The 16,448-nt window shown below is 37.4% G+C and carries 16 protein-coding genes; 15 read left to right on the top strand and 1 reads right to left on the bottom strand.

From position 1 onward, the window contains the following. Window positions 1–44: 44 nt before the first annotated feature. On the bottom strand, window positions 45–1,199 hold the full coding sequence (locus tag JCM15548_RS15745; protein WP_062127474.1) for an FMN-binding protein: 1,155 nt from the start codon (window positions 1,197–1,199) through the stop codon (window positions 45–47). 290 nt (window positions 1,200–1,489) lie between these two features. Here JCM15548_RS15745 and JCM15548_RS15740 point away from each other — a divergent pair, with 290 nt between their 5' ends. The 15 genes from JCM15548_RS15740 to JCM15548_RS15665 all read left to right on the top strand — a co-directional run bounded on the left by JCM15548_RS15740 (window position 1,490) and on the right by JCM15548_RS15665 (window position 16,350). Continuing rightward, a complete protein-coding gene (locus JCM15548_RS15740; RefSeq protein WP_062127472.1) occupies window positions 1,490–2,167 on the top strand; it encodes a hypothetical protein in 678 nt (225 codons plus the stop codon). 30 nt (window positions 2,168–2,197) lie between these two features. Continuing rightward, complete coding sequence (locus JCM15548_RS15735) at window positions 2,198–2,797, top strand: DUF6992 family protein (protein ID WP_062127470.1); 600 nt, start codon at window positions 2,198–2,200, stop codon at window positions 2,795–2,797. A gap of 381 nt (window positions 2,798–3,178) precedes the next feature. Next, entirely contained in the window at window positions 3,179–4,744 is a 1,566-nt protein-coding gene (locus tag JCM15548_RS15730) for an alpha/beta hydrolase-fold protein (RefSeq protein WP_062127467.1), read from the top strand. A gap of 499 nt (window positions 4,745–5,243) precedes the next feature. Next, window positions 5,244–5,786 (top strand): hypothetical protein, encoded by a 543-nt coding sequence (locus JCM15548_RS15720; RefSeq protein WP_157482828.1) that lies wholly within the window; start codon window positions 5,244–5,246, stop codon window positions 5,784–5,786. Between the two features lie 45 nt (window positions 5,787–5,831). Beyond that, window positions 5,832–6,545: a hypothetical protein gene (locus JCM15548_RS15715; protein ID WP_062127462.1), complete on the top strand. Its 714-nt coding sequence runs from the start codon at window positions 5,832–5,834 to the stop codon at window positions 6,543–6,545. A gap of 106 nt (window positions 6,546–6,651) precedes the next feature. Beyond that, window positions 6,652–6,948 (top strand): DeoR family transcriptional regulator, encoded by a 297-nt coding sequence (locus tag JCM15548_RS24420; RefSeq protein WP_227625925.1) that lies wholly within the window; start codon window positions 6,652–6,654, stop codon window positions 6,946–6,948. Between the two features lie 61 nt (window positions 6,949–7,009). Then, window positions 7,010–8,131 carry a TonB-dependent receptor plug domain-containing protein gene (locus JCM15548_RS15710; protein WP_157482826.1) on the top strand — a complete coding sequence of 374 codons (1,122 nt, stop codon included), beginning with the start codon at window positions 7,010–7,012 and terminating at the stop codon, window positions 8,129–8,131. A gap of 50 nt (window positions 8,132–8,181) precedes the next feature. Then, on the top strand, window positions 8,182–9,735 hold the full coding sequence (locus JCM15548_RS15705; protein ID WP_062127457.1) for a SusC/RagA family TonB-linked outer membrane protein: 1,554 nt from the start codon (window positions 8,182–8,184) through the stop codon (window positions 9,733–9,735). A 450-nt stretch (window positions 9,736–10,185) separates the two neighbouring features. Then, window positions 10,186–11,169, top strand: coding sequence for a hypothetical protein (locus JCM15548_RS15695; RefSeq protein ID WP_162198264.1), 984 nt, complete (start codon window positions 10,186–10,188; stop codon window positions 11,167–11,169). 360 nt (window positions 11,170–11,529) lie between these two features. Beyond that, entirely contained in the window at window positions 11,530–11,703 is a 174-nt protein-coding gene (locus JCM15548_RS26425) for a helix-turn-helix domain-containing protein (RefSeq protein ID WP_083985195.1), read from the top strand. 185 nt (window positions 11,704–11,888) lie between these two features. Next, window positions 11,889–12,224, top strand: a complete 336-nt coding sequence (locus JCM15548_RS15685; protein WP_062127449.1) for a DUF4406 domain-containing protein — start codon at window positions 11,889–11,891, stop codon at window positions 12,222–12,224. Window positions 12,225–12,288: 64 nt separating this feature from the next. After that, window positions 12,289–12,831, top strand: a complete 543-nt coding sequence (locus JCM15548_RS15680) for a phage antirepressor N-terminal domain-containing protein (protein ID WP_062127447.1) — start codon at window positions 12,289–12,291, stop codon at window positions 12,829–12,831. Window positions 12,832–12,836: 5 nt separating this feature from the next. Continuing rightward, window positions 12,837–13,127 (top strand): hypothetical protein, encoded by a 291-nt coding sequence (locus JCM15548_RS15675; protein ID WP_062127445.1) that lies wholly within the window; start codon window positions 12,837–12,839, stop codon window positions 13,125–13,127. Between the two features lie 5 nt (window positions 13,128–13,132). Further along, window positions 13,133–15,097: a DNA primase gene (gene dnaG / locus JCM15548_RS15670; RefSeq protein ID WP_062127442.1), complete on the top strand. Its 1,965-nt coding sequence runs from the start codon at window positions 13,133–13,135 to the stop codon at window positions 15,095–15,097. A gap of 50 nt (window positions 15,098–15,147) precedes the next feature. Then, entirely contained in the window at window positions 15,148–16,350 is a 1,203-nt protein-coding gene (locus tag JCM15548_RS15665; protein WP_157482824.1) for a hypothetical protein, read from the top strand. Window positions 16,351–16,448: the final 98 nt, after the last annotated feature.

Here is a 16,448-nt window from a genome sequence, read left to right as displayed (position 1 = left end):
AAAACAATGTTTAAGAATCTGCTTTTTTGCATTATTTTATATTTTTAAAAATCGACGTTTTTTGCTTTTTTATATGATATAGTGTCTATTAAGCATCCCGTGGGACAGACAGAACACCAAGGTTTATTAAAAAACAAAGATAAAAGTACCACCATTAAACCGAAAATAATTAGTCCTGTGCCTATGATGCGAAAGGAGAAGAACATAAATGGTTCCAGGTAGGATAACTCGGGAGTAAAGCCTATTAACAATGTGCCTGCGATAAGTGTGAGATATATTTCTCTGGCAGTTATACCCATAAATCGTGTGGGTAAGTTTCTTTTTTTGAATGGTGTATAACGGTTTGTAAGCTCTTGTAATGCTCCCATAGGACAGAGATAGTTACAGTAAAATTTACGCTTGCCAACAAAAGAGATGCTTAAGGCTAAAACAAATATCACACTACTTTGCCAATTGACCCGCCATGAAAAGCCATCCAGCAGCCATCCGTTTAGTAATTGAACCGAGAGAGCATTATTAAGGATTAAACCCATTATTACCAATACCAAAAACATATAAATAATGCGGTATTTCGCCATTCCTTTTCTGTAAGCCATCACTAGCGAAAGCAACATCAAACTCAAAAACAAAACATCCTTAATCCTTGTCCAAAGCCTTGTTTCAGTAACAACAGATGCACCGGATCCCATAACCGAAGATGCTGTCTGCCTTACACCTGATATCACAGCATTACTCGTATGGGTAGCTCCGGAGATAACATCAACCTGAAGCTCCATAGCATCCTCTAAGTTAACTCCTTGCCACTTGCCAATAAATTGATTACCATTTATGGCTTCCATGTAATATTCGGTCTCATTATTCGGCAATAAAGTTATTTTGGTAATGGTTAAATTATCATCAACACCTATCAATAAAGGCACTTTACCGCCATAACCAAATTGTTGGGAGTAATCAGATGAGAGAAGTACTGAGCCTAATTTATTACCATCATTACCATAAACATCATATACGCCATGTCTATTTTGATCATAAGACGCAGCCGCAGGGAAAACTCCCTGTATATCTTCTAAAGATACCGTAACTTCCATCTCATTTTTGTGGAATAAAAAATCCCTTCCCCCTCTATAAGCCAGGGCTGCCAGTAGAATTACTACTAAAAAGTATTGGTAAGCAGTTACCTTGATTTGCTGTTTATTCATTGTTGTAATCAAATTTAATGCTCAAATTAAAATAGCATTGTGAGGTTTAATCTCCCTTGTAAAACGGACTGTTTAAAAATAGAATAAAATCACTAAGATTGAACTGCACTTTTGAAATAAAATATTTTCACCCGAGCAAGTTGCACGCGTACTCAAAGAGTTTGAGGGAACTTACATCCATGAAATGTGCCGGTTAGGTATAGCCATTAGCTGGAGATGAATAGGGACCACATTTTTTACAACCATTTACCGCTTTATTGGTTATTCTTTTGAATAACAAATACTTTTTTATGCAATTTCTTGTAAAGATAAACAATGTAAAAAACACCGATGAGCTGGAAGGCTCCTGGAGTCTTTCTGATTTTAAAGAACTATTAAATCGTTTTGAGGTTCCCGATGCCGACACGCTTAAAGAAAATGAGGTTAAGGATTTCCTTTTCATGGCCATCAATGAGTTTGAACCCAGGGAAGCAGCTAGTATTGTACTTGATTATAAACTATCGGACCATCTAAACGAGGGACAAATAGACAACATCTCCCTGGAGATGTTAGAAGAAAAAATGGCTGAAAAATATACCGAAATTGACCTTCACAAGCCCTTGTTTGAAGTCAATCAATTGCTCTACAAGGCCTACAATGGTAAATTTCCGCATATTCAGGTCAATGTGATTGATTTGGAGATAAAAAGCAAGAACGGTGAAGATTTTGAAATCGACAAAGAGCTGGTGTTAAAAGCTTTGGTGCATGGTCTCTCGGACAACAATCTACTTCTTCGCTTGTTTGGAGACCAACTGGAGGGGAAAGTCCCTTTCCCTGAAGCAGAGGGTATCATCTGGGAGTTAAAAGGTAAAGAAGCTGATCGCTACGAAATGGTTACCTCTGAAAAATGGCTGACCAAAGATGAAGTTGAGAAAACCGAGTTTGAGTGTGAAGTGGTGCCGTATGAGGAAGCAAAGGAGGAAAACTAATCCATTATTATTATACCAATAATTAGGCATATGTATTGGGGGCGGCGTTTTATTTTCATAGCATTTGCGCTATTTATTTCCACTGAATTAATGGCTCAGGGTGCTCCCGGTGAGTTTTACACCAGGCATCTTAAGACCCAGAATACTGGCATGTATATTTTGGGATCGTGGGCTGTTGCGAATATCGCAACAGGCGTCTACGGGTGGAATCAATACAGTGGCGACACAAAATATTTTCACCAAATGAATGTATTTTGGAACGCGGTGAATCTTGGAATTGCCGGATTGGCCATTCACAATAATATGCAAATAGATCCGCTCACATTGGCTTTTGAAGAAGCTTTGGCAGAGGCACGGAATATTGAAAAAATACTGCTTATCAACAGTGGTCTGGATGTGGGCTACATTGGTGTGGGCTTTCTATTAAAACATCTGGCTTCTGGCTCAGATAAACGCATGAATTTGATGACCGGTTATGGCAATTCTCTTATTCTGCAAGGGAGCTTTTTATTGGTGTTCGACTTGATTCTTTATGGTGTTTTACATGCGCAGCACATGAATTTTGTAGAAGGAATTTCTTTGTCAATGGGGGATAGCTATTTGGGCTTTGGCTGGAACTACCGCTTCTAAAAGCTGACCATCTATTACCCAGAACGGAACTTCTCCGTTATATACAATTCCCCCTATTCCAAAGACATTGACTACTTAAGCTAACGGGGTAAAATTTCGATAGAACTATGTATTTTTGAAGCCTCTATGCAAGGCCGATTTTTAAAATTCCCGATAGTTGGTGATATGGGATCAGAAATCACAACGCGCCAGCTTTTTTGAAGGAATGGCATGAAAACTTTCGGATGTATCCTCCTCCCCACTGATTTTGTTATTATTCTTAAGATTTTGTATCTTCAAAATTCTTTTTTACAAGGATATCCAAATGATTTCGAATTGAGGTCTCGAAAAGGTAAAGGATGAATTTTATATCTCTGCAGTATTTTATAATAGCTTAAAATTATGAGGTTTTTTGTTTTATTTATTTTTCTTGGGGTCCTCGTCTCATCACAGGCACAGGTCGCAAATGTACATATTGTCGACCAAGCATTTTATATGCCACAACTCGACCGATCCCGACGTATCTGTATATATCTTCCGCCCAATTATGAAAATAGCGGATTAAACTACCCGGTAATATATATGCATGACGGGCAAAATTTGTTCGAAGAAGTTCTGAATTATGGCGACATGGAAATTGATGAAACTCTTAATAATCTTGCAAGCCAAGGTTATAAAGTGCCAATTGTAGTTGGGATTGATAATGGGGAAGATCAAAGAACCAATGAATATGTTCGTGGTGAACGCGATGCGTATATGCAATTCATTGTGGAAACCTTAAAGCCTTATATCGATATAAATTACAGAACACTATCTGATCGGGAGAATACAGCAATCATGGGTAGTTCATTTGGCGGACTAATTTCGTGGTACGGGGCAATAAAGTACCAGAATATTTTTAGCAAATGTGGAGGATTTTCTCCCGCCTATTGGGCGTTTATGGGCAATATTTGGGATTATATGTCAGAACAAGGATTTCAACATGACATTCGTTTTTACCAAACTGCTGGAGAAAATGAAGGTGATCAATACATTTTACCCCTGCGGCATATGGAAGACTCTTTGATACACTATGGTTTCAATAATGTATATTCAAAGGTAGTTCCAAATGGTAACCACTGGTCAAGTGATTGGGCAGCAGATTTTAAAAACGCTTACTTGTGGCTATTTTCCGATTATGCCGTAGAAATTAATCCCTCACCCAATTCTCTTGTGCCTCCATACACTAATGGATTTAATGATATGGCCAATCAACCTGTTTACACAAGAAGCATTGAAGGAGACCAAGTTTGGAAATTAGCAAATTACGGTAATCCTCAACCATGTGCCTTAATTAGTGGCTATGATGGTTCAATTAATGTCGCAAACGAAGATTGGCTGATTACGCCTGCATTTGATTTTACAAACGTAATAAATCCGGTATTGCAATTTGACGAAGCTATTAATTATGCTAGTTCAATTGAGGCAGAGCAATCCATATTGATTTCTACTAATTATTTTGGAGGTGATGATCCTAATAGTTCCACATGGACAAAGCTAAATGTTACCAACCGTGCAAGTGGCAGTGACTGGGCATTTGTGACCGTTTCAACAATTGATTTAAGCGATTACGTAGGTGAAGATTCAGTGCATATTGCATTCAAATACATATCAACAGCCAGTTCTGCAGCTACATGGGAAATTGATAATATTAGCATTACATCTCAGCCTGTGTTTATTAATACTAATTTGTCCACCAATAGTAATATGATATTACACCCAAATCCAGTGAGGGATGTGTTAAACATAGAATCAGAAAATGAAAACTATATTACTGCGAGTATTTTCGACTTGCAAGGCAGAATACTGCGAAAGCATAAAATACAGGAACAAAATTTGATTAATGTAAATGATTTAAAAAAAGGGGTTTATATACTAAAACTGAAAAGTTCAAAAGGGATTGTGCTACAGCGTTTTGTAAAACAATAGTTTTTAGAAATTCAAGTTAATTTTTGCTCTCAGTTTTGAATTGCCTTTGGGCTAGAATAGTTTAAATAACCATATGCCTCTTACTAGCGTACAACAATGCATTATAAAACTTAAGATCAACAGCATTATACGAAATGTTTCTGCGATTAAATATGTGTCTAATCGCAAATTTGGCTCAGTACAAACTTGATAAGTGAGTGTTTCAAATCCCCCGGTGCAGGTCCGTTATTTTAAGAGGCCGATACATCGGCCCCAACAAAACAATGCAATAAAGCACAGCATAACTGGCAAAGCCTCGCCTTATCATGAATCCAATATCTGTTCTTTGAGGAGCTGTATAGCCAGTTGCATGTTCGATGACCAACTTAAGAACACCGATTAAAATCAATAGTAACCACGTGATAAAAAATACTTTTAACGTGCCTGAAAAACGCTTAAACCACCCGGCGGGTTTTTCAACATTTATACCGCCTACAGTGAGAAGGGACATCGACACGTTGTGCATGCCGATACCAGTCTGCCAGAAACGAAGGACCAACCCACGTCCATGATCCATCAATTGGTGGAAGACCTCACCCATCAGGAGCCTGTCGTGGAAAAAACGGAAGCTACATCCCATCCATACCCCGTGAAAAAATACAGCAAATGGAACCTGCTGAATGTGCACAGCTGGGCACCAACATTTGTGAATTTTAGCGGCGAAAACATTTATACCGGGCTGTCTGTCATGTCTCAAAACCTATTGGGCACCACCATTATAACCGCCGGTTATAATGGCAACCCGGCTTATGAAAGTGAGAAATACAACATCAACCTCACCTACCGCGGCCTCTACCCTATTTTCGATCTGGATTACCGTTTTGGGGATACCTCCTTTGAAATGGAGGGCTTCTATACCAATGAGGAGGACGATTTCATTTATGGCGTCAATACCCAACAAACCATTTACCACCATTACTTAAGAGCTGGTGCCAGCCTTCCCTTCAATATCAGTCGCGGCCATTATTCCCGCCATTTTGAGGCCGGGGCCCGACTCACCTAGCAGCAGAGATCGGCGCTTGCCTATCCCCTTACGCAATACCGTGCCGTGGGGGAAAGCCTTGTCGCCACAGGCTCAATCACCCAGCGCATCATCCCCAGGATGGATTTTTACGGCATGGAGTATAGCTTCAGCTTTCAAAATATCAGGCGGGGCACTTCGCGGGATGTGGGGACACGTTTTGGTCAGGCCCTCAGCCTTTCCTACCGCCATTCACCGTGGGGCAACTACGATAATGGCAGCATCATAGGCCTTCAGAGTCGACTCTATGTACCGGGAGCAGGCCGCTACCATTCCATTTCACTCAGCAATGATTTTCAGAGCAAGCAATGGGGGCAAGCCTTAGAAACCGATGGGGACTATTACCGCCATTACCGCTTTAGCAACCTGGTTGGCTACCCCCGGGGCTATTCCTCCCTCGAAAATGATCAGTTGTACCTTTTCAGAGCCACCTACAGAATGCCCTTATGGAACCCGGATTTTTCTCTGGGCAAAATCATGTATGTCAAACGCCTGCGTATGAATCTGTTTTACGACCAGGCTTATGCCCAATACAGTCGGCTTAGAATGGACGCCGACATTAAACAAACCTTCAGCTCATCCCCCGCCAGTTATGGCGCAGAGCTGCATGCCGATACGCACTTTTTAAGATTTGTGATCCCCTTTAGTGTTGGCGCCCGTGTGGGTTACCGCACAGCGGACCAATCCATGTTTGGGGAGTTTGTTCTTCAAACCGGTTTATCCGGTTTCCTGGTCAACTAAAAATTCAAATAATTGTACTTGAGCCAAAAAAAATGCTAATTTTAAATAGTACTAAATAACCAGAACCAGTCATTAAACACCTTAAAAAGACCTAAATAAGCGACAAATAACGGCTCTTGAATTTCTAAAAGAGAATAATACTATAACAAATAAAACATATCAGGAACTGTGTAAAGTCTCTAAAGCAACGGCAACAAGAGACTTAACTGAATTAGTTGACAAATTCAATATTGTTAAAAGGGTTGGGGATGTTGGCGCTGGGACACTCTATAGATTAATTGGCTCAATTGGCTCAAAATTGGCTCAAAAGTGTGGTATAAAACCACGCCCAGGCGCATATAGCCGGAACGTTATAGGGTATTTGATCACGGAAAATAATCAACATTTCAAGCTATTAAAGTAGCCTGGAAAGTAAGATAGGAAGCTTAACCGATTTTACATCATAAGAAAAACATGATTTAATATTGACAGATAAAATGAAAGGTTTAAACCTAACTACCCTAATTCTATTAACTTCAGTGTTATGCCTTTTTAAAGTAAATGCACAGGATACCATTATTATTAGTAAAAACGACACTATACCCTTTATAAATAAGTACGTAAGCAGTTCTGAAAATTACAATTTTGGACTATCCTCCCAACTTACCGGTACTTCCAAACTCAATACTGTATCTAGAATATTAATCGTTATCGACGGCATCCCCTATCCCGATCGGACAACAGATGAACTCGATTACACCACTGCCGATTTAAACGACATTGCACAACTGGCCCACATTCCTTTAGAAAGTATTGAAATTGTTGAATTATTGGATGACAACGCAAGTACCCTGCTTTATGGTTCCGATGCCCGGAATGGAGTTTTATCTATTATAACTAAAAATCATTCTTCAAATAAATTTCATGTTAATTACAGCTATCGAAATACTTTTAGCAAACAACCTAAAGGTTACGAAATGCTGAGTGGTGATTATTATGCAGTGCTTATGAAGGACGCATTATTTAATCCCTTACAAAATGAACACGCACCATATATTCGGGCATTTCTTTATGATCGTACCTGGTCAGAATATGAAAATTTCAACAACAATACCAATTGGCAGAATGCCATTACTCAATCTGGTTTCAAACAGGAACACTATCTTTCCCTTTCCGGTCAAACCAATAAACTGGGCTACCAATTAGCTGCCGGATATAGCAAAGGAAAAGGAACAATGATGTGGACTTCAAATGAAGATTACTCTATTCACTGGAATTTGAGCTATCAACCAATAAAAATACTTACAGCAAAATTTAACATCAATTATAGCAATATTCAAGCAAATAGTTATAATACATATAGTAATTTAGATTTATATGAAGGTGCATTGAAAAAGATGCCCAATATGTCGATTTACGAATCTGAAGCAGACGGGACATTCACTTCTGAATATTTTGTTCCAACAATAGATGCTTTAGTTTACGATGGTAACTATACCAATCCCGTACATTATGCTAATATTTCATCTCAAAATGATAAAAACAAAATACTCAATCCAACATTCAACTTAGAATTAACCCCGATAAAAGGCTCAAATACAAGCTAGCATCTTCTATCATAAAAAAACAATCTGATTTAGGATTACATGATCTTCCTATGAATTATGCATACCGTTCAAGTTATAATGAGATCGGGGCGTATGCAAACTATTTATACAAAACCAATACCCTTTACCTTACAAATGCAATAAATTATTATTTAATACAAAACAACTCAAACCAATTAAAGCTTTCAGCTACCTACTCAATAAATAATCGGGAATCTGAAACGGACTTTGAAGCCGTTGATTATGAAGGCAATTATATAAAAGGCTCCAACAATCATACCGAATTAAAAAATCAAAATATAACCGGAAGTGTCAAATACACTGCATTAAGCAGGTATTTTGTTAACATTGGGGTTTATACAGAAAACTATAAATCAATAAAGGATATTAGCAAATATGAATCAACTTATTCCGGAAATGGTTACGCACTAAATGCTAAATGGGCTATCTCGAACGAAACTTTTTTTAAACCACTGGTCTTTATTGATCATCTTTCAATAGCTACATCAATCAACAAACATAACATTCCAATATCAGATGCATATGATGAGAAACAACAGGATGTCTGTTTTAAGACCCATCTGCAGCTATTAAACAAGTTCTCCTTTAATGTAAATTACTTCGAACGACAATTAAAAAACCAGGTCATAGATTCGCACTATTTTTTTAAACATAACATCTTAAACAAAGGATGGGAACTTAATACCAAGATTGCATTAATTGACCAGGAAGATTTTAAGATTGTTGTTTTTGGCAACCTGCACAAAAACACCTTTCAAATAACTGAAGCCAATTACGATTTAAATGATGGTTTTTATCACACCAATGGAAGCTATTTAAAACGCGGTGAATACGACAAAATATATGGATTTAATTACAATGGTGTTTACCAATACAACGATTATATAGAAGGAACTCAGGAAAATGCCCCGGTTGCAAGAGATTCTGAGGGAAATATAATACTCGATTCCAATGGTACCCCTTCACCAATGATCTTTGCTAAGGGCGTCATACAATATCAATTTTTGGGTGGGGATGCCATTTACGAAGATATAAACCATGATGGTAATATCGATGAAAATGACATCCAACAGATTGGAAATGCGCGACCCAAAATAACCGGAACAGGAGGCACATCACTTCAATATAAAGGCTGGTGGTTGGGTGTCTTTTTCAACTTTCGATACGGTAACGACATCGTTAATAGAGCTCGCATGGATTTAGAAAATATGTACACATTTAATAATCAAACAACAGCGGTTGATTACAGGTGGCGAAAAGATGGCGACCAAACCGATATTCCAAGGGCATTATATAACTATGGCTACAACTGGCTTGGCTCCACTCGTTTTGTCGAAGATGGTTCATTCTTTCGTTTGAAAACCATAACACTTAAATACCAGATACCTGAAAAAATTATTTCAAAACTACATTTGGGCCATCTTTCGTTATACCTTACCGGTAAAAACTTATTCACCAAGACCGATTATCAAGGAGCAGATCCCGATATATCTCTTAATACCACTTGGGATACTTATGGTTATGATGATAATTATAACGCAGCAATCAAACAGTGGATATTTGGGATTAATGTCAGCCTATAAAAAAAATGAAAACACCCTTTACAATGTATATACAGTATATCCGAGCAAAAAATAAATAACTCATAATAACTTGATATAGTGAGTTATAAATAGTTTTTAAAGCTTCTCTTAAAAACTGCCTAACATACAAACTACCATACTTTCTATTGTAATATTAAGAAGGAAAAAGAAAATGTTTTTTTTCAAAATTTCTTCAAATTCATCAGATATTGCTTACCAATTTTTTTCAATAGGCTTCAATCAGGTCTTTTTAGCCAATACATTAGTTTTGTGCGAAATTTATTTTAACACAAAACTTTTGCTTATGGTTAAACTCATTGATGACAACGAAAATGACAGAGAAAACATCATTAATTAAATACAAATTATGAGATTATAAAGTTACTATAGCTTTCAGTTGAGCATGGGAATAATCATAAGCAATTATTTTTTAACATTTTAAAGAAGCTTATGATGACACAACAAATAATTGTTGGAGAGAATTTTGAAAAGGATTGCCTTGCAGTATTTGAAAATTTATTGCAGGGATATAGAAAGGCTAAAGAATCAACAGTATGGGAATCCAATATGGATAGCCTTGTTGAGAAGTTGACGCAATTGCCAACAGACCCATTCCCAACTGAACTAATGAAGATTTTTGATTATCACTATCTCGTTGAATCAGAGGATATAAATGCTATAATTGAGAAAGCTCTAATTTTAAGAGAGCGAATGGAACATACTAAACGGCATGTTACCATCAAAGAGAGATACTTCTCATTTTTTTTCGTACCACCCAATACCCACCTTAAAAGGCTTGAAGTATATAACAACGAAGGAGAACTTTGTTATTTGCAGGTAGGAAAAATCCGAATAAAGCTAAAAGCATTATTTCAGTGGATTATTCCTGATGCCGCACAAGTTAAACTTCAAGATGTAATAAGTTTTCGACAGAAAACCACTTATCTCAAAAGTTTGGAGATATATTACTACTCACCTTTCGTTGACCTCTCGTCAACAATCCCCCAAGATTATTATAATTTTTTCTGTGACTATTATGGAAAAATTCAGTTTCTCAAATATTTCAAATCAAGTGGAAAAGTTGATGCTTTTCCAAATCTTCAACAAGGTAAACCAAGAACACATGAAGCAATACTAAAATTATCAAGAGCGCAACAGGTTCTTTGGGTTTACTTTCTTTTTCGCCTTTTAGGTTTAAAATTACGGGTCGATGTTGGTAATTCAACACTTGCCCGTTTTTTATGTGTGGTAAATGGAATTGATATGAATACTTATAAAAATTCATACTTCTACACGCTCATAGAAAAAGCACCTTATATCAAGAAAGACAAAAATCTTTTGGTTGATTTGGAAGTAATTCGTCTGCATTTCCAAGAACGAAATTTACCCATAGGTGACATCGAAAAAGTGATAATTGAAATAGTAACCCGATAATTCGTGAAAATGCCGATTACTATTTATTGCTTTTTATTGCTATTTGAGTGAAAAAAGTATCCGACGTTTTTGCCAAAATATCGTATTTGCATAAAGTTCTGCCTTTGTAATTTACACACATACAGGTTGTAAGAAAATAGTTTGAAAATATCGGATAGTCCGACGTTGGAAATAGCTATGTCCATATCCTATACTTGCCATTGAATTTTTGAATAAAAAAAACAGCAACGATATGGATGAACAAAAGTGTTTCAAGACGGAAACTTTAAAGAATTTTGAACGGCTAAATAAAAAGGTTTCAGAGTTAGTTAAGTTACAGCACAAAGTCGGAATGGGCTTCAATTATGTTAGTGCTTCCGAATTAGCCAGTTACTGGGAGAAAGTGTTAAAACCATTTATGGCAGGGTATATAATAAACAGATTCCTTTCTATAAACCGGGTGGTAAGATTCTACTATTCAAATTGGATGAAATTGAGAAATGGATTAAAGCAGGTCGTCATTCTTCCTTGGATGAAATAAAGAGCAATTTGTAATTGGTTATTAGCAATTCTTAAAACCTGTAATCTCAATGAAGGAAAAGAAGGAAATAAAAACTGAAAGCAATAAACAAGAAATACGGCTCTCATTCTTAAAGCTCTTGCTAAAGAAGAAGTGTAATAATCAAGTTCTTCCTGAGAGCCAAATATGTAAGGATTTGAACATTGTAAAAAAGTAGAAGATGACGACTATTTATATATGTGGGGATGATATTCCACAAAGCGAATCGAAAGGCTTAGTTGATACCGATAAAATAAAAGCCAAATTAAAATCCATGCGGTGTTCCGTTGTGAATCCAACTGAAATGGCATTTGCAAAGATGAGCTGGTCTGATACACTACAAAACCGTATCGAGTTGCTAAAGAACAGCCAGGCAGTGTATGTTCTACCCAATTGGAAAGATAGCATCATGGCACGTATAGAACTGACTGTAGCAATGGACTTAAAGCTGCACACCTTGTTTCACCCAACGAGCAATAAAGAAATTAAGCAAATAATAACCTCCCTTGGTAATTAGCAGGGTTTCGGCAGGGTTGTTCAAGGGCTGCTCTGCCATTTTAATGATATTAAAAAGAACGATTATGAAAGAGAAAGTAAAAGCGGTAGCACAGATTAATGACGTAAGCATCATGCTTATTGATGGAGCTGAAAAACTGGTTCCCATAAAACCAATTTGTGAAGCATTAGACATTAATCATAGCAATCAGATTGTCAAAGTGCAGAAGGATGAAATTTTAGGTTCAGTTGGAGTGCTCAGCACATCAACTGGAAACGATGGAAAACAATATGAGATGTTCTGCCTCCCATACATGTATGCTTTAGGATGGCTCTTTACCGTCAATCCAAAAAACGTTAAGCCAGAGGCCAGAGAAACTATCTTAAAGTACAAGATGGAATGCTACACTGCTTTATTCAATCATTTCTCCGACCATTCACAGTTTTTAGAACAGAAACAAGTTGCTCTTGAAAATCAATTAGAAGCAGTTGAGCGCGTCAATATCGATTTCAGCAAAACAAAGCAAGAGCTTAATGATGCAAGAAAAACACTCAATAAGGTTAAAGAAATGACCTTTGATGAATGGCTTCTGAATAAACGACAACTAACTATTGATTTTCAAAACTAACCCTTATGGCAAGTTTATCACCCAACACGGTTTCAAAGCTCTTTTACTTTGATAACCGTATCAAAAGCTTCTACGAAAAGAATGGTTACTCTAATATACCGTTTGATGGCAAGGAAGTACAAAAAATGATTGAGAGTTCGCAATTAGAATTGAATGCACTCTTTTATAAAATATGGGGTTCAACGATGGGCTTCCACCTATTAGATAAGTTCTACGATTTTAGAGGAAACATACTTGAATTCTTTATGAGCCTCGATGCTGATAATCGAGAAAGATTCACAACAATAAATTGGTAGCACACATGGATGCAAACAGGGTTATAGAACAAATTAACGAGCATACGTTAAGTGTTGTCGAAAACTTCATCAAGCTAAAAAAGGCAGGAAGCAATTACAAAGCTTGCTGTCCTTTTCACAATGAGAAAACGGCATCATTTAGCGTAAATCCGGCAAAGGGTATTTTCAAATGTTTTGGTTGTGATAAAGGAGGCAATGCCATCGAGTTCATAAAGGAACATGAAGGGGTAGAATTTAAAGAAGCAGTTGAAATTGGCGCAAAGATTCTTAACATTAGTTTTGAATGGAAAAAGAGTACCAACTTTGATGAAGCCAAGTTCAAACACGAAGAAAGCCTGAGAATAGCCTGTAGCATCATTGAGAAGTTCTATTTGGAGCAAGTTAATCACAAGGAAGCCCAAGCATATATTCAAGAGCGTAAACTAGCCATACCTGAAAACGGTAGTTTTAATATTGGTTATGCTCCAAGTGGAAATGCTCTCCTGGTCCATGCTCGCAATAGTGGCTTAAAAACGGAGATACTGGAAGAAGTTGGTGTTTTAAAAAGTGCAGACAATGGCTTATATGACTTCTTCCGCAACCGCTTGATATTCCCTGTTTCCAATTCAAAAGGCCAGACTATTGCTTTTGCCGGGCGTGACCTGAATGAGAATCCAAAGGTAAAATACATGAATACTCCTGAGAGTTGTATCTACACCAAAGGAGATGAACTGTATGCCTTAAATGTGGCACGGTTTGCTATTCAGAAAGAAGACAGAGCATATATAGTCGAGGGTTATTCCGATGTGCTGCGTATGCACGATATAGGTATTGAAAATACGGTTGCCACATGCGGAACTGCACTAACCCAAGCACAGGCAAAGCTCCTAAAACGATACACCAATAAGGCAACTTTAATCTTTGATGGTGATGCAGCAGGGTTAAGAGCCACCGATAGGAACGCCGAAATACTCATCAAGAATAAGTTTCATGTATCTGTAGTGTTGCTTCCTGAAAAGCAAGACCCCGATTCCACTTTTGTAGACCATGATATATTTCTTCAGTACGATGAAACACAATCGGATTATGTGGTATTCAAAACCGAATCGTATAGCGAGAAATTTGCCAATGACCCTGTTAAGAAATCCGAAGCCATTAAGCGGATGGCTTCGCTTATATCCTGTTATGATAGAACCAATCAAGAAGTGTACCTCGATTTTGTTTCTGAATTAATCAAGCCTAAGAAAGCTTGGCAAGATGCACTAAAGGAATACGCTCAACCAATTGAGAAAAAGCCAAAGAAAAAGGAAAACATCAGCGAAATTATTAAGCTGAAAAAGGAACAGCAGGAGAACCTATTAGAAAATCAGTATTATGAAGAGAATGGAGCTTATTATACTATGGAGGGCAAGAACCCAAAGCAAATCTCCAACTTTACTTTTGAAGCTCTGTTTTGTGTGTTCCACAAAGACCCACAAGGTGGAATTGACCTGAAATATGTGTTGCGCTTGATGAGCCAATACGGAAGAAAACGCCTGGCTATTATTTCATCGGATGACTTCTGTACTCCCGCATCGTTTAAGAAGCAAGTACACCGTAGGCATGGTTTCTTTTGGTATGGTAACGACAGTCAGCTAGACAATATTAAGAATGTAAAACTATTAGGTATTCCCGAAGCCAAAGAGCTTGAACGTGTTGGCTTCAATGAAAAAAACAGCTTCTGGGTGTTTGCCAATGGACTGTATTACAAAAAAGCTTTTCATCCCATTGATGAGTATGGTATTACTACACATGCAACGCTTATAAATAACATGGATGAATTTGATAATGTACCACCCGAAAGCCAAATACGAATTAACGATACCTTTCATGTACTCAATACCACCGCTGAGTTTATTGGTAGATATGGTAAAGAAAAATTGGAAAGCAGTATAAGACAGGGCCAGGTGCATTTACTTCATTTCTTCTATCTGCCTATGGCAAAGCATTGAAAATTGGCAGTTCCGATGGTGGTAATCCATTTAAGGAAAACTCAAAGTATGTGAAACCAAAGAAAGGCAGTAGTTGGAGCTTTTCTAAATGGGCTGCATCTATGATAAAGATTTATCCCGGCAATGCTGAATTGCTTATAGCATATTACATCTCAACTATTTTCAGTGACTTAATCTACAAAGCTAATTTTGGGTACTTCCCTTTGTTGTTCCTTTTCGGAAAACGACAGTCAGGTAAAAGTACCGCAGCTCGGAGCATCATGTATATGTTTGGCAAGCCACCAATGGAAGATGGAATTAACCTTGCATCAGGTAGTACAAGTACGGGTATGCAGCGTAGTATGGATTCAACTACCAACCATCCGTTTTGGGGCAATGAGTACAAGAATAGCATACACAAAAACACTATTGAAGCATTAAAAGGTATTGCAGATAGAAATGGAAAGCTCACAGGTGTAAAATCAGGTGGTAATGAGACAAAGATTGCTAAGCCCAGGGGTTCAGGAATTATTAGCGGTCAGGATTTACCTACACAAGACCCTGCTTTGAGTAGCCGTAGTTTATTGGGAGAGTTTGATGATACCAACCGTGGTAACTACTCCGACCTGAAACTATTTAAAGCAGCCGAAGAAAGCCTACAGTTTACAAACATTACATGCTCAGTTTTCGATTACCGATATTTAATTGAAGAACATTATTCAAAGATTGAACCTGAGATTAGTTCTGAGGTCATGGATGAGTTAGTAAGGGAATACGGTAACGTAGACCGAAGAACTGTTCTTAATATTTCATCGGTACTTACGCCAATGAAAATACTCATGGAGCAATCCGATTTAGGTTTTCCGTTTGATTTTCTATCAGCAAAGAATGCCTTAACTCGCTCTGCAAAATTGACCATATCGGTACAAAACCAAAGCGATGAAGTGGAACAGTATTTTCATGTATTGCAATCGCTACTTAATCTTTATAAAATTACAGAGCATACACATTACAAAATGGAAGCTGCTGAAAATAACGAAAAGCATTTATATCTAAGAGTTGGTGCAATTCATGGTTTATACCGGGAGCAAGCACGTAAGGAAGGAATAACCGTATTAGACCAAGCTGTAATTGGTGAGTACCTAAAGAAACATCGCTCATTCATTGACTACCGTAGAAAAAACGTAAAGTTCGGCAGCAATAGAACAAGTGCTTACATCATGAACTACGATACCCTAAAGGATCAGGGCATCGAGCTTGAACGCTTTATTTAAACTACAAGACACATTTTAAAAGCTTAATAATGGTAGTAATGCAAAAACCGTCCTCATTTCCTCACTTAGTATTTAAGTATATAGTTATAATACTTATA

The organism is Geofilum rubicundum JCM 15548, assembly GCF_000974365.1.
GTDB lineage: Bacteria > Bacteroidota > Bacteroidia > Bacteroidales > Marinilabiliaceae > Geofilum > Geofilum rubicundum.
The sequence above is the reverse complement of the archived record's forward strand: the minus strand, read 5'-3'. Positions and strand labels throughout refer to the sequence as shown.

Excerpts from the sequence above, each read along its gene's own strand:
- JCM15548_RS15730 (WP_062127467.1), top strand. The coding sequence starts at position 3,179 with ATGAGGTTTTTTGTTTTATTTATTTTTCTTGGGGTCCTCGTCTCATCA.
- JCM15548_RS15705 (WP_062127457.1), top strand. The coding sequence starts at position 8,182 with ATGAATTATGCATACCGTTCAAGTTATAATGAGATCGGGGCGTATGCA.
- JCM15548_RS15745 (WP_062127474.1), bottom strand. The coding sequence starts at position 1,199 with ATGAATAAACAGCAAATCAAGGTAACTGCTTACCAATACTTTTTAGTA.
- JCM15548_RS15740 (WP_062127472.1), top strand. The coding sequence starts at position 1,490 with ATGCAATTTCTTGTAAAGATAAACAATGTAAAAAACACCGATGAGCTG.
- dnaG (WP_062127442.1), top strand. The coding sequence starts at position 13,133 with ATGGATGCAAACAGGGTTATAGAACAAATTAACGAGCATACGTTAAGT.
- JCM15548_RS15735 (WP_062127470.1), top strand. The coding sequence starts at position 2,198 with ATGTATTGGGGGCGGCGTTTTATTTTCATAGCATTTGCGCTATTTATT.
- JCM15548_RS15675 (WP_062127445.1), top strand. The coding sequence starts at position 12,837 with ATGGCAAGTTTATCACCCAACACGGTTTCAAAGCTCTTTTACTTTGAT.
- JCM15548_RS15685 (WP_062127449.1), top strand. The coding sequence starts at position 11,889 with ATGACGACTATTTATATATGTGGGGATGATATTCCACAAAGCGAATCG.
- JCM15548_RS15680 (WP_062127447.1), top strand. The coding sequence starts at position 12,289 with ATGAAAGAGAAAGTAAAAGCGGTAGCACAGATTAATGACGTAAGCATC.
- JCM15548_RS15695 (WP_162198264.1), top strand. The coding sequence starts at position 10,186 with ATGATGACACAACAAATAATTGTTGGAGAGAATTTTGAAAAGGATTGC.